Origin of the sequence: Kribbella polygonati (assembly GCF_050320105.1) — a bacterium.
Classification (GTDB): domain Bacteria; phylum Actinomycetota; class Actinomycetes; order Propionibacteriales; family Kribbellaceae; genus Kribbella.
On record NZ_CP190129.1, the window covers coordinates 8,010,236 to 8,024,146 of the forward strand.

Below are 13,911 nucleotides of genomic sequence, written 5' to 3' on the forward strand. Positions count from 1 at the left end.
ACGGCGTGAGCTCGTCTGATTCATCCACATCAGCCGGACCGAGACTGCTCGGTCCGGCTGATGTGCGTTCGCTGGCCGCGGCGCTCGGGGTCCGCCCGACCAAGCAGCGCGGCCAGAACTTCGTCATCGACCCGAACACGGTCCGCCGGATCGTCCGCGCCGCCGACCTGACCGCGGGCGAGCACGTGCTGGAGATCGGCCCGGGGCTCGGCTCGCTGACGCTGGCGCTGCTCGCCGAGGGGCATCCGGTCACCGCGGTCGAGATCGACCCGCTGCTCGCGCGGGCGCTGCCGTCCACGGTCGCGACGTACGCGCCGGCCCAAGCGGAACAACTGACCGTGGTCGAGGCAGACGCGATGGAGGTGGGTCCGGAGCAGATCGGTACGCCGACCGCCTGCGTGGCGAACCTGCCGTACAACGTCGCCGTACCGGTGCTCCTGCACCTGCTGCGGGTGTCGGACGACCTGCGGCACGGGCTCGTGATGGTGCAGGCCGAGGTCGCGGACCGGCTGGCGGCGGCGCCCGGCTCCCGGACGTACGGCGTACCGTCCGCGAAGGCCGCCTGGTACGCCGACGTGCGCCGGGCCGGCCCGATCGGGCGGAACGTGTTCTGGCCGGCGCCGAACGTGGACTCCGGGCTGGTGGCGTTCGAGCGCCGCGACCCGCCGGTGACCGAGGCGACCCGGGAGGAGACGTTCGCGGTGATCGAGGCGGCGTTCTCGCAGCGCCGCAAGACGGTCCGATCCGCGCTGGCCCGCTGGATGCCGGACCGCGACCGCCTCGACGAGGTGTTCCGGACGACCGGGATCGACCCGCGGCTGCGCGGCGAGATGCTCGGGATCACAGAGTTCGCCGCCCTAGCTGGTGCAGGTAGGCACTAGCCTGTCCGACGTGCCACCTTCTGCTGAGGTCACGGTGCGGGCGCCGGCCAAGATCAATCTCGGTCTGTCGGTCGGTCCGCCGCGCCCGGACGGGTTCCACCCGGTCGCCACGGTGTACCAGGCCGTTGCCCTGTACGACGATGTGACCGCGGTACTACGGGACGACGACGGCGAGGTCTCGGTGGAGATCTCCGGCGACTTCGCGGACGACGTACCGACCGACGAGACGAACCTCGCGGTCCGGGCGGCGCAGCTGCTGCAGGCCGAGTACGACGTGGACGAGGGCGTCGACCTGACGATCCGGAAGACGATCCCGGTCGCCGGCGGGATGGCCGGCGGGTCGACGGACGCGGCGGCGACACTGGTGGCGTGCAACCGGCTGTGGGGCCTCCAGCTGACGCAGACCGAGCTGCAGCACCACGCGGCCGAGCTCGGCAGCGACGTACCGTTCTGCCTGGTCGGGCACACCGCGCTCGGCCAGGGCCGCGGCGAGCAGGTCACCGAGGTGATGTCCCGCGGGACGTTCCACTGGGTGTTCGCGATCGCGGACGGCGGGCTGTCGACGCCGGAGGTGTACAAGCAGCTCGACCGGATGCGCCCGCTGCGCCGGGTCGAGGCGCCGCAGGTCCGCCCGGAGCTGCTCTCCGCGCTGCTGTCCGGTCAGCCCGCGGCGCTCGCGGTCGCACTCGGCAACGACCTGCAGGCCGCCGCGCTGGCGCTCCGCCCGGAGCTCGGCGACACCCTCCAGTTCGGCCTCGAGCACGGCGCGCTGGCCGCCCAGATCTCCGGCTCCGGCCCGACCTGCCTGTTCCTGGCCGCCGACAGCCGCAGCGCCGTCGACCTCGCCGTCGACCTCGCCGAGTCAGGCCTGTGCCGGATGGTCCGCCAGGCCGAGGGCCCGGTCCCCGGCGCCCGGATCCTGCCGGCCATCATCAGCCGCTAGAAAATCGCTCGTCGTCGGGCTCGGGTGGTGTTAGCGTCCGTGCAAGTTCTCATCGTCGGACAGGAGACCGGGATGCGCCGCGGATCGATCTACCGCATCGGTACTGATCGTTTCGACGCGTTCGCGAGGACTCTTGAAATCTCTGACGATGGGCATTGTCGCGCATGTCGACGCCGGTAAGACCAGCCTGACCGAGCGGCTGCTGTACGCCGCCGGGGTCGTCGACCGGGTCGGCCGGGTCGACGACGGGGACACCCGGACCGACTCGATGGACCTCGAGCGGAAACGGGGCATCACGATCCGGTCGGCGGTGGTGTCGTTCCGGCTCGGGGACCTGCCGGTGAACCTGATCGACACCCCGGGCCACTCGGACTTCATCGCCGAGGTGGAGCGGGCGCTGTCGGTGCTCGACGGCGCCGTGCTGGTGCTCTCCGCGGTCGAGGGCGTGCAGCCGCAGACGCGGTTGCTGATGCGTACCCTCGGCCGGCTGCGGATCCCGACGCTGCTGTTCGTGAACAAGGTCGACCGGGTCGGAGCCCGATACGACGACCTGCTCGCCGACATCCGCCGCCTCCTGACGCCGGGCGCCGTACCGATGCAGACGGTGCCGGACCTGGGTACGCGGGCGGCTTCCGTCGTACCGCTCGACGTCCGGCGCACCGAGCTCGGCGAGATCCTTGCCGAGCGCAACGACGGCTTCCTGGAGCGGTACCTGCAAGGACCGGTGGACCAGTCGGCGGAGCTCCGGCGGCAGGTCGCGGCGGCCGGCGTCCATCCGGTGTACTTCGGGTCCGCGATGACCGGCACCGGCATCGACGAGCTGATCGACGGCATCCGGAGCTGGTTGCCACGGGCAACAGGATCGGCGCGGGACGAGCTGCGGGCGCGGGTGTTCAAGGTCGAGCGGGTCGAGGCCGGCCAGAAGATCGCGTCCGCGCGGATCGTCAGCGGCACGCTCGCCGCCCGCGCGCAGGTCGCCGTACATCCCGGCGACGGGCCGGCGTACCAGGCCCGCCCGAGCGGGATCGAGCTGTACGCCGACGGCGCCCGGCGGCCGGTCGACCGCGTCGAAGCCGGGCAGATCGTGGCGCTGCGGGGCCTGAAGAGCATCCGGATCGGCGACCAGCTCGGCGTACCGTCGACGTACGCGCACCGGCTGTTCGCGCCGCCGACGCTGGAGACCGTGGTGAGCGCGCGGGACCGGGTGCGGCTGTTCCAGGGTCTCACCCAGCTCGCCGAACAGGACCCGCTGATCCGGGTCCGGAAGGCCGGCGACATCACGGTCAGCCTGTACGGCGAGGTGCAGAAGGAGGTGATCGCGTCCCTGCTCGCGTCCGAGTACGGCGTCGACGTCACGTTCAGCGAGACGACGCCGATCCACGTCGAGCGGCTGAACGGCACCGGCGCGGCGACCCGGACGATGTCCGAGAGCCAGTGGTCGTCGGGCGTCGGGTTCCGCGTCTCACCGGTTGCCGAAGGCATCGAGTACCACCTGGAGGTGGAGCTCGGCGCGCTCACCCGGGCCTTCCACACCGCGATCGAGGAGACGGTCCGCCAGACCCTGCACCAAGGCCTGTACGGCTGGGAGATCCGGGACGTCCGGGTCGATCTCACCCACACCGAGTTCGACAACGCGACCAGCACCGCCGCCGACTTCCGCCGGCTGGTGCCGCTCGTCCTGATGCAGGCGATCGCCGAGGCCGGTACGACGGTCCTGGAACCGGTGAACCACGTCGAGCTGGACGTCCCGCCGGACGCCGTCGCCCGAATCATGGCGCACCTCGCCGAGCACCGCGGCGTCGTCACCCAGGCCACCCGGACACACCTCGAAGGCACGATCCCGGCCGCCGCCACGCACTCGTTCGAGTCCCAGCTCCCGACCCTCACCCGCGGCGAAGGCCTGCTCACCACGACATTCGACAGCTACCACCCGGTCCCGTCCACCCCACCGCACCGCCCCCGCACCGACGGCAACCCCCTGAACGAGAAGCAGTACCTCCTGCACCTCAGTCGAAGCTCTTGAGGATCGTGTGGATCTCGTTGACGGTGTCGGGTACGTCGGGGGTGTGGGCGGTGATGCAGAGGAGCTCGCGGAGGTGTAGCAGGGGGAGGCGTTCGCGCCAGCCGGGGGTCAGCGGGTGGAGTTCCTCGTAGGCGGTGAAGAGGGCCTCGGAGAGGTGGTTGTAGATCAGTAGGGTCGCCAGCTCCGCCTCCGGCCAGCCGTAGTAGACCGCCGGGTCGATGAGGGCGGGCGCGCCGGTGGGTGCGGGCAGGAGGTTGCCGTGCCACAGGTCGCCGTGCAGGAGGGCGGGTGCTTGGGGCGGGATCAGCTCGCCGAGCCGGCCGGCCACCCGTTCCAGGCGCCGGCGGTCCTCCGATGGGAGCTGCTGGTGGCAGTTCGGCTCCTCGAGGTACCGGAGCAGCCGGTGCTCCGCGAAGAACGCGTGACCGTCCGTGGTCCACGGATTCCGCTGCGGCAGTACGCCGAGGTAGTTGTCCCGGTCGTACCCGAACTTGCCGGCCGTACGCCGGTGCTGCCGCGCGAGCGCCCGTCCGGCGTCCTCCCAGTACGTCGGCGACGGTTCCGGCGTACCGAGGTCGGCGAGCACGATGAAGTGCGGCGTGACCCGCAACACCTCCGGTACGGCGAACCCGCCGGGGGAGCGCAACGCGTCGAGACCGTCCGCCTCCAGCGCGTACAGGTCCGGCGGGAGGTTGTCCTGGGTCTTCACGACCACCGAGCGGCCCAGCGTCGTCCGGACGCGGAAGGTCTTGCTCGCGTACCCGCCTTCGAGCGGATCGGCGGAGATCGGGTCGCCCAGGGACAGTCCCTCGAGCCAGGCAGGAGTCAGCACTCGGACGATCCTGGCATGCGCGTCCGCGTCAGCTACCCTTGGACGCGTTATGGCGGCACCTAACTTGGTCAATCTGGAAGCTGTTTCGAAGGGCTTCGGGACCCGCACACTGCTCGACTCGGTCAGTCTCGGCGTAGGCCGTGGTGAGCGGATCGGCGTGGTCGGGCGCAACGGCGACGGCAAGTCGACGCTCCTGCAGGTCCTGGCCCGGCGCGAGCCGCCCGACAGCGGACGGATCACACACAACCGCGACCTGCGGCTCGGGTACCTCGGGCAGAGCGACGACCTCGACCCGGGGCAGACCGTGCTGCACGCGGTCCTCGGCGACGTCGAGACCTACACCTGGGCGGCGGACCCGAGGGCTCGCTCGGTGATGGAGCATCTGCTCGGCGAGGTCGACCACGAGGCACTGGTCGGCAGCCTGAGCGGCGGTGAGCGGCGACGCGCGTCGCTCGCCCGGCTCCTGCTCACTGAGGTCGACCTGCTGATCCTCGACGAGCCCACCAACCACCTGGACATCGAGGCGGTCAGCTGGCTGGCCGAGCACGTCGTCGACCGGGCCGGCGCGCTGATCGTGGTCACCCACGACCGCTGGTTCCTGGACGCGGTCTGCACGGACACGTGGGAGGTCCAGGGCGGCCGCGTCACGTCGTACGACGGTGGGTACGCCGCCTACGTGCTGGCGAAGGCGGAGCGGGCCCGCACCGCGCAGGTCAGCGAGGAGAAGCGGCAGAACCTGCTCCGCAAGGAGCTGGCCTGGCTGCGCCGCGGCGCCCCGGCCCGGTCCACCAAGCCCAAGTTCCGGATCGACGCGGCGAACGCCCTGATCGAGAACGAGCCGCCGCCGCGGGACAAGCTTGCGCTGTCGCAACTGGCGACGTCCCGGCTCGGCAAGGACGTGTTCGACGCCGAGGACGTCAGCCTGAGCTTCGGCGACCGGAAGATGCTCGACCACGTCACGTTCCGGCTCGGCCCGGCCGACCGGATCGGGCTGCTCGGCCCGAACGGCGCCGGCAAGACCACGTTCCTCCGGGTGCTCACGGGGCAGCTGCCGCCGGACCACGGCCTGGTCAAGCAGGGCAAGACGGTCCGGGTCGCGAACCTCTCGCAGAACCTCGAGGAGATCGACGGCACGATCACGGTCCTCGACCACATCACCTCGATCCGCCGTACGGCGGCACTCGCGGGCCGCGGCGGCGAGCTGACGTCGTCGCAGCTGCTCGAGCGGTTCGGGTTCACCGGCGACAAGCTGACCACCCGGATCTCGGACCTGTCCGGTGGCGAGCGCCGCCGGCTGCAGCTGCTGCGGATCCTGCTGGACGAGCCGAACGTGCTGATCCTCGACGAGCCGACCAACGACCTGGACGTCGAGACGCTGACCGTGCTGGAGGACTTCCTGGACGGCTGGCCGGGCGTGGTCGTCACGGTCACCCACGACCGGTACTTCCTGGAGCGGGTCAGCGACATGGTTTACGCGATCATGGGCGACGGCCGGGTCCGGCATCTGCCGCGCGGCGTCGAGCAGTATCTCGACGAACTCGCGGCCGGAATTCCACGGCGGGCGACGTCTAATGTGTTGACACCGGCGGCGGCGGTGTCCACGGATTTGCCGGCCGGCGGCAATTCCGAGGTGGTTGAGCGTCCGACCGCTGACGCGGCAGCGGCCCGGGCGGCGAAGAAGGAGCTGAACCGGATCGAGCGGCAGCTCGCGAAGCTCACCGAGACCGAGGCGAAACTGCACGACCAGCTGGCCGCGAGCGCCAGCGACTACGAGCGGCTGGCCGAGCTGGACGCCGAGCTGCGCAAGCTCGCGGACGAGCGCGGTGAGTTGGAAACCCTCTGGTTCGAAGCGGCGGAACGCGCCGAATAGCAGGAGTTTCGAGCCGCGGCGTCCCCTCCGATCCCCTGTGATTCGGAGGGGTACGCCGAGCTTGCGGGTGAGCGGGCCCCGTGCCGGCCGGCGTTGTTCGGGCCCCGAGCCCCGGACACCGCGCAGCCGCTTTCGGCGGACCACCTCTTGCCGCCGAAGTCACCTGGTAGTTCAATGGCTACTGACTGTGATGACCATAGTGTTGGTGATCAGTTGTATCGCTCACAGCAGTCTCTCGATCCTGTTGCAACTAGCAACGATCGAAACAGGCTACAAGTGACGCTTCGTCTTTTCGGATAATTCCGGCACAATTCCAGATGGGTTTTGTTGGGCCGGACAAGTCCCTTTGTTTATTCGAACGGGCGGACGAGTTCCCGCAACACGCGCGCGATCTTCTGCTGGTCGCGCTCCCCGATGGCACCGAGCAGGGTGCGCTCGTGGGCGAGCAGATCCGCCATCGCGGCGTCGACCTTGTCCCGCCCGGCGGGCGTCAGCTGGACGAGCACGCCGCGCCGGTCGTTCGGGTCCGGCAGCCGCTCGACCAGGCCGCGGGCGGCCAGCCGGTCGACCCGGTTGGTCATCGTGCCGGAGGTGACGAGGGTTTCCTTGAGGAGTCGCCCGGGCGACAGCTGGTACGGCGTACCGGCGCGCCGGAGGGCGGCGAGGACGTCGAACTCCCAGGACTCCAGGTCGTGCGTGTCGAAGGCCTGGCCGCGGGCGCGGTCCAGGTGCCGGGCGAGCCGGCTGACCCGGGACAGCACCTCCATCGGTGCCACGTCGAGGTCGGGGCGTTCCCGCCGCCAGGCCTCGATCAGCCGATCGACCTCGTCCTCCATGGATCCGAGCGTACCGATCAAGACTCTTGACATCAAGACAACTGGAGTGGTTAAAGTATCTCGACATCAAGATAAAACCGAGAGAAGGTGCAGGCTGATGCGCAGGTCACCGGTGTGGAGTCCGGAGCAGTACGGCACGTACGCCGACGAGCGGGCGCGGCCGTTCCGGGACCTGGTGGAGCGGGTCCGGGCGGACGACGTCCGGACCGTGGTCGACCTCGGCTGCGGGCCGGGCGCGCTGACCGCGACGCTGCGGGACGTCTGGCCGGAGGCGACGATCCGCGGCATCGACAGCTCGCCGCAGATGCTCGAGGCGGCCGCGCCGTACGCCGACGAGCGGCTGAGCTTCGAGCTCGGCGACGTCCGGGAGTGGTCCGGGTCGGACCTCGACGTGATCGTCACGAACGCGACGCTGCAGTGGGTCCCGGAGCAGCTCGACCTGCTGCCTGGGTTCGTCCGGGCGCTGCGGCCGGGCGGTTGGCTGGCGATCCAGATCCCCGGCAACGGGGACGCGCCGTCGCACGCGATCCTCCGCGAGCTGGCGAACACCCCGCCGTACGCCGAGTACGCGAAGGACGCGTCGTTGCGCCCCGACGTACCGGGGCCGGCCGAGTACGTCGACGCGCTCAGTGCGCTGGGGTGCGTGGTGGACGCGTGGGAGACGACGTACTTCCACGTGCTGGCCGGGGACAACGCCGTACTGGAATGGGTGAAGGGGACCGGTGCGCGGCCGGTGCTGCAGTCCCTGCCGGACGACGTACGGGCGGACTTCGAGGCGGAGTACGGCGCACGGCTGGCGGAGGCTTATCCGCGGAAGGAGTACGGGACGTTGCTGCCGTTCCGGCGGATCTTTGCTGTGGCGCAGAAGAAGGGGTGAGGTTATGCGACTCGATCATGTGCAGGTGTCGTGTCCGCCGGGTGGGGAAGAGGTGGCGCGGGCGTTCTACCGGGACGCGCTCGGGATGACCGAGGTGGAGAAGCCGGAACTGCTGAAGCCGCGCGGCGGCTGCTGGTTCAAGGCGGACGCCGCTGAGATCCATGTGGGTGTCGAGCAGGATTTCAGGCCGGCCAAGAAGGCACATCCGGCGCTCGCGGTGGACGATCTGGACGCTCTGGCCGCGCGGCTGGAAAGCCTTGGTTTCCCGGTGACTTGGGACAACGAGACGATTCCCGGCCGTCGGCGCTTTCATACAGCCGACGGACACGGGAATCGCATCGAATTGGTGTAGCGGCTCGTCCGGCCCCCTCAAGCCGGACGAGCCGCCGGCTCATTCGGTGGCGAGGGCGCCGGCGGGGGCGACCTTGGCGGCGCGGCGGGCGGGCAGTACCGAGGCGAGCAGTCCCGCGACCGCGGCGACGGCGGCGATCGCGATCAGCAGCGTCCCGGGTACGGCGTACTCGACCGCGCCGGTGGTGGTCTGGCCGCCCATCAGCGCGCTCGTCCCGGTCCACCCGTAGATCAGGCCGAGGACGATCCCGAGCCCCGCCGCGACCACCGCCATCAGCAGCGACTCGACGGCGAGCATCCGGCGCAGCTGACCGCGGGACAGCCCCATCGCCCGGAGCAGCGCGTTCTCCCGGGTCCGCTCCAGCACCGACAGGCTGAGCGTGTTGCCGACGCCGACCAGCGCGATCAGCACCGACACCCCGAGCAGCCCGATCCCGACGATCAGCAGCACGTCGAAGATCTGCGTGTACGTCGCCCGCTTGGCCAGACCGCCCTCGACGGTCAGGTCCTTCACGCTCGGGATCGACTGCTGCACCGAGTCGATCACGTCCCGCGCGTTCGCGTTCGGGTCCGACGCCAGCCAGTACCCGGTCACCGACGCGTTCGGCGCGAGCTTCGCGAGGTCGGTCGAGGTGAGCGTGATCGGGTCCAGCCCGATCGACAGCTGCACGGTCAGCGTGAGCTTGTGCTGCCCCGCCACGATCGTGATCGGCTTCCCCTCGGTGACGTTCAGCCCGCGCATCGTCGGGTACGTCAACAGCGCCGTACCGGCCTTGAGCTTCCCGGCCAGTTCCTGGTCGTGGATCACCGAGCCTGCCTTGGCCTGGTCGATGCCGGTGACCGACATCTCCTGCCCGGCCGCCTTCACGTCCGCCGTACTGACCGGCACCACCTGGGTGATGCCCTTGATGTCGCGGAGCTGCTGCTCGGCGCTGGCCGGCATCTTCTCCTTCCACGCCGTCACCGTCAGGTCGACCGGGTACTGCCCGTTCATCGTCACGTCGAACGTCTTCTGCACCGAGGCGATCCCGACACAGGTCAGGCTGATCAGCGTGACCCCGATGAGCAGCGCGGACGTGGTCGCCGCGGTCCGCTTCGGGTTCCGGACGGCGTTCGCGACCGCGATCCGGGCCGGTACGCCGCCACCGCGGGCGGGCAGTGCGCCGATCAGCCGGATCAGCGCCGGTACCAGCAGCGAGCCGACCGCGAGGACCCCGAGGAACGAGATCACGCCGCCCGCGACGCCGATCAGCACCTGATGCATCGCGGCACCCGCCGCCAGCAGTGCGCCGCCACCCGCGAGGAGCAGGAAGCCAGCGAGCAACCGCAGTACGCCGGCCCTGGACCCGGCCGCCGGGGCCGCCTCCGGGCGAAGGGCGGCCAGCGGCGCCACCTTGGTCGCGCGGCGCGCCGGTACGACGGCCGCGATCAGCGTGGCCAGCGTGCCGAGCAGCAGCGGCACGAACACCGACGCCAGGTCGAGGTGCAGCGGCACCTTCGGGATACCCCAGTCGAACTCGCGGGACAGTGTCAGCGCCAGCGCCGACAGTGCGACACCGAACACCACGCCGACCGCGGACGCGACCACGCCGACCACGCTCGCCTCCGCGAGTACCGACGTGAACACCTGCCGCCGGGAGGCTCCGACACAGCGCAGCAACGCCATCTCGCGGGTCCGCTGCGCGATCACGATCGTGAACGTGTTGCCGATCACCAGGCACGCGACGAACAGCGCGATCAGCGCGAACATCCCGAACACGCCGCCGAGTACGTCGATGCCATGCGTGTAGCCCTCGACCTCGTGCTGGACGAACTCCTTGCCGGTGTACACCGTCAGCTCACCCGCGACCACCGCACGGGTCGCGTCGGCGAGCTGCACCTGCGAGACACCGGGCTTGGCGGCCAGCGCGATCGCCCGGACGAACGCTTCCGGCGCGATCGCCTTCATCCCGGCCGGCGTGATCACCGCGGGCGCCGTACCGACGGACTTCTCGTCGTCGATCAGACCGACCACCCGCAGCGTCCAGGACCTGCCCTCGTAGCCGCTGATCCGCAGCTGGTCGCCGACGCCGACCTTGTGCTTGGCCGCCTGCCGGGCCGGGAGCGCGATCTCGTTCGTTGCGGTCGGCAACCGTCCGGAGGAGGTGCCGGGGCCGGCGATCACGGTGCTGTCGTGCAGCGCGTCGATCTCGATGCCGGTCGGCCGGACCAGGTCCGGATACGCGGCGTTCAGGTACGTCGTGGTGAGCGTGACGACCGCCCGCGCCTGGGACACCTGCTGTGCCTTCGTGATGTCGGCCGGGGAGATCGTCGCGCGCGACGGGTACACGACCGCGTCGACGCCCTTGTACTGCGCGCCGATCGTCTCGTCGATCCCGTGCGAGGCCGACGAGTGCACGATCATCGCGAGCGAGCCGAACCCGACCCCCAGGACGATCGCCAGGCACGCGGCGACCAGCCGGCCCAGGTGGGCGCGCAGCGAGGAGAGGAGTGAACGTCGCACGTCACGCCCCCAGCTGCCGCAGCGCGTCCAGGACGCTCTCCGGAGTGGGCTGCTGCAGTTCGCCGGCCAGCTTGCCGTCGGCGAGCATCACCACGCGGTCGGCGTACGACGCGGCCAGCGGGTCGTGGGTCACCATCACCACGGTCTGCCCGAACTCGCGCACCGACCGGCGCAGGAACCCGAGCACCTCCGCCCCGGACCGGGAGTCCAGGTTGCCGGTCGGCTCGTCGGCGAACACCGCCTCCGGCCGGCCGACCAGCGCCCGGGCCACCGCGACCCGCTGCTGCTGACCGCCGGACAGCTCCGCCGGGCGGTGCGTCAGCCGGTCCGCCAGCCCGAGTACGTCGATCAGCGTGTCCAGCCACTGCTGGTCCGGCTTGCGGTTGCCGAGCTCCAGCGGCAGCAGGATGTTGTCCTTCGCGGTCAGCATCGGCAGCAGGTTGAACGACTGGAACACGAACCCGATCCGGTCCCGGCGGATCTTGGTCAGCTCCGCGTCGGCCAGCCGGGTCAGCTCGGTCTCGCCGAGCAGCACCTGGCCGCTGGTCGGGGTGTCGAGCCCGGCCAGGCAGTGCATCAGCGTCGACTTCCCGGACCCGGACGGGCCCATGATCGCGGTGAACCGGCCGACCCCGAAGTCCACCGAGACGCCGTCGAGGGCGGCCACCGCGGTGTCGCCCTGCCCGTACACCTTGCGCAGCTCGTGGGCGCGGATCGCGGTCCGCGGCGTACCGTCCTGCGGCAACCGGCCGACCGCGGGCTGCGGTGTCTGCAAGCTCATGTCACTCCTCGACTCAACTGAACGTTGGTGAAGAAGTTACTGAGCGGAGCCGCCCATCTCGTCGGACCGCAGACTGGAATCCGCGTACGACCTGGGTATTACTTGGTGGGTTTGACCAGGCCGGTCTCGTACCCCAGGACTACCAGGGCGACCCGGTCGCGGAGGCCGGTCTTGGCCAGGATCCGGCCGATGTGCGTCTTGACCGTTGCCTCGGACAACGTGAAGAGCTTGGCGATCTCGGTGTTCGACAGGCCGCGGGCGACCTCGATCAGCACCTCGCGTTCGCGGGCCGTCAGGTCCTTGAGGTCCGGCCGCTCGGTGTCCGCGTCGGGCAGCGCCCCGGCGAAGTGCTCCAGCAGGCGTTTCGTCGTACTGGGGGAGACGACCGCGTCCCCGGAGTGCACCTGGCGGATCGCGCTCAGCAGGTCGGCGGGCGGGGTGTTCTTGAGCAGGAAGCCGGCCGCGCCGGCCTTGATCGCGGCGAACGCGTACTCGTCCAGGTCGAACGTGGTCAGCACGATCACCCTGGGGGCCTGCGGCAACGAGTTCAGCTGCCGGGTCGCCTCGACACCGTCCAGCCGCGGCATCCGGACGTCCATCAGTACGACGTCGCACGCGGTCACCTGGATCTTCTCCACCGCCTCGCCGCCGTCACCCGCCTGGCCGACCACCCGCATGTCGGCCTGCGAATCCACCAGCATCGTGAACCCGGCCCGGACCAGCTCCTGGTCGTCGACAAGGAAGACCCGGATCACTTCGTCGGTCACTTACCCTCCGTTGGGCAGGTTGTACGGCAGCCTGGCGACCACCTCGTACCCGCCGCCGGCCTTCGGTCCGGCGCTCACCGTACCGCCCGAGACCGAGACACGCTGCCGCATCCCGACCAGGCCGTGTCCCGGATCCGCGCTCGGCGCGACCCCGGCCCCGCGGCCGTCGTCGGTGACCACCACGGTCAGCATCTCGCGCCCGAAGTCCAGCGCGACGGAGGTGCGCGCTCCCGGCCCGGCGTGTTTCAGCGTGTTGGTCAGGCCTTCCTGCACGATCCGGTACGCCGTCAGCCCGAGCAGCGCGGGCAGCTCGCGGGGCTGACCGGTGACCGTGTACTCGACGGCCAGGCCCGCCTCGCGGACGTTGTCGATCAGCTCCGGGAGACTGGAAACACCCGGCTGCGGGCGCGGCTGGTGCGGGCCGAGGTCGGACTGCTCGTCCTGTTTCAGCAGACCGAGCATCTTCCGCATCTCGGTCAGGCTCGCGCGGCCGGTGTCGCCGATCGTGGCGAGCGCCTTCTTCGCCGCCTCCGGCGACTGGTCCGCGGCGTACAGCCCGCCGTCGGCCTGCACGATCATGATCGACAGGCCGTGCGCGACCACGTCGTGGATCTCGCGCGCGATCCGGGTCCGTTCGTTGCTGACGGCGAGTTTCGACTCGCGGTCGCGGTCCCGTTCGAGCTGGGCGGCCCGCTCCTCGAGCTGGGCGACGTACAGGCCGCGGGTCCGGCGGCGTTCGCCGAACGCCCAGACCCCGAAGACGAGCGCGGCGAGCCCGCCCATCGTCGTGACCTGCTGCTTCCAGTCCGAGTTGGCCCAGTACCGCGACGTCGCCATCAGTACGCCGAGGCCGCCGATGCCCAGCGCGATCCGGCTCAGGCGTACGTCGCCGTACACGGTGATCGCGTAGAGGGCGATCAGCAGGCCGACGTTGCCGGGCTGCAGTTCGACACCGGCCAGCCATTGCAGCGTGGCGACCGAGCAGACGGCGAAGAAGACCAGCTCGGGATGGGTCCGGCGCCAGATCAGCGGCACCAGCATGCCGAACGCGAGCAGCCCGCCGAAGTGCGCCTGGGCGAGCGACAGGAAGCCGAAGACCATGCAGAGGCTGCCCGCGAGGAGCAGGTCGAACGCCTTGCTCCGGGCAGGCAACGGCCGCGCGGTGAAGATCCCCGTCATGGTCGCCAGAGTACGGGCTGGGGCCTTTTCGGGGGTCATGCCGCGGGCTGATGTCGGCGTACGACCGG

The 13,911-nt window shown here is 70.5% G+C and carries 12 protein-coding genes; 6 read left to right on the forward strand and 6 right to left on the reverse strand.

Annotated features, from left to right (window positions below; genetic code table 11):
• Positions 1-5 precede the first annotated feature (5 nt).
• The 3 genes from rsmA (at position 6) to ACQHIV_RS38520 (ending at position 3,847) form a co-directional block, all read left to right on the forward strand.
• Positions 6-881, forward strand: coding sequence for a 16S rRNA (adenine(1518)-N(6)/adenine(1519)-N(6))-dimethyltransferase RsmA (rsmA, locus tag ACQHIV_RS38510; protein ID WP_427889265.1), 876 nt, complete (start codon positions 6-8; stop codon positions 879-881).
• A gap of 10 nt (positions 882-891) precedes the next feature.
• Positions 892-1,824 carry a 4-(cytidine 5'-diphospho)-2-C-methyl-D-erythritol kinase gene (locus ACQHIV_RS38515; RefSeq protein ID WP_427889266.1) on the forward strand — a complete coding sequence of 311 codons (933 nt, stop codon included), beginning with the start codon at positions 892-894 and terminating at the stop codon, positions 1,822-1,824.
• Positions 1,825-1,972: 148 nt separating this feature from the next.
• Positions 1,973-3,847, forward strand: coding sequence for a GTP-binding protein (locus ACQHIV_RS38520; protein WP_427889267.1), 1,875 nt, complete (start codon positions 1,973-1,975; stop codon positions 3,845-3,847).
• On the opposite strand, the gene ACQHIV_RS38525 is transcribed toward ACQHIV_RS38520, so the two are convergent.
• Entirely contained in the window at positions 3,831-4,679 is an 849-nt protein-coding gene (locus ACQHIV_RS38525) for a fructosamine kinase family protein (protein WP_427889268.1), read from the reverse strand. The genes ACQHIV_RS38520 and ACQHIV_RS38525 overlap by 17 nt on opposite strands.
• Positions 4,680-4,728: 49 nt before the next feature.
• Here ACQHIV_RS38525 and ACQHIV_RS38530 point away from each other — a divergent pair, with 49 nt between their 5' ends.
• Complete coding sequence (locus tag ACQHIV_RS38530; protein ID WP_427889269.1) at positions 4,729-6,549, forward strand: ABC-F family ATP-binding cassette domain-containing protein; 1,821 nt, start codon at positions 4,729-4,731, stop codon at positions 6,547-6,549.
• 350 nt (positions 6,550-6,899) lie between these two features.
• Here the strand turns inward: ACQHIV_RS38530 and ACQHIV_RS38535 are convergent, their stop codons facing one another.
• Positions 6,900-7,385 (reverse strand): MarR family winged helix-turn-helix transcriptional regulator, encoded by a 486-nt coding sequence (locus ACQHIV_RS38535; protein ID WP_380201248.1) that lies wholly within the window; start codon positions 7,383-7,385, stop codon positions 6,900-6,902.
• A gap of 97 nt (positions 7,386-7,482) precedes the next feature.
• Here ACQHIV_RS38535 and ACQHIV_RS38540 point away from each other — a divergent pair, with 97 nt between their 5' ends.
• Together ACQHIV_RS38540 and ACQHIV_RS38545 are read left to right on the forward strand one after the other, a co-directional pair.
• Positions 7,483-8,262: a methyltransferase domain-containing protein gene (locus tag ACQHIV_RS38540; RefSeq protein ID WP_427889270.1), complete on the forward strand. Its 780-nt coding sequence runs from the start codon at positions 7,483-7,485 to the stop codon at positions 8,260-8,262.
• Between the two features lie 4 nt (positions 8,263-8,266).
• The gene (locus ACQHIV_RS38545) at positions 8,267-8,614 is read left to right on the forward strand and encodes a VOC family protein (RefSeq protein ID WP_427889271.1); all 348 of its coding nucleotides are present in this window, start codon (positions 8,267-8,269) and stop codon (positions 8,612-8,614) included.
• Between the two features lie 39 nt (positions 8,615-8,653).
• Here the strand turns inward: ACQHIV_RS38545 and ACQHIV_RS38550 are convergent, their stop codons facing one another.
• From ACQHIV_RS38550 to ACQHIV_RS38565, 4 genes are all read right to left on the reverse strand, one after another.
• Complete coding sequence (locus ACQHIV_RS38550; RefSeq protein ID WP_427889272.1) at positions 8,654-11,116, reverse strand: ABC transporter permease; 2,463 nt, start codon at positions 11,114-11,116, stop codon at positions 8,654-8,656.
• A 1-nt stretch (position 11,117) separates the two neighbouring features.
• A complete protein-coding gene (locus ACQHIV_RS38555) occupies positions 11,118-11,897 on the reverse strand; it encodes an ABC transporter ATP-binding protein (protein WP_380201256.1) in 780 nt (259 codons plus the stop codon).
• 98 nt (positions 11,898-11,995) lie between these two features.
• The gene (locus tag ACQHIV_RS38560) at positions 11,996-12,664 is read right to left on the reverse strand and encodes a response regulator transcription factor (protein ID WP_427889273.1); all 669 of its coding nucleotides are present in this window, start codon (positions 12,662-12,664) and stop codon (positions 11,996-11,998) included.
• Positions 12,665-13,843, reverse strand: a complete 1,179-nt coding sequence (locus ACQHIV_RS38565; RefSeq protein ID WP_427889274.1) for a sensor histidine kinase — start codon at positions 13,841-13,843, stop codon at positions 12,665-12,667.
• Positions 13,844-13,911: the final 68 nt, after the last annotated feature.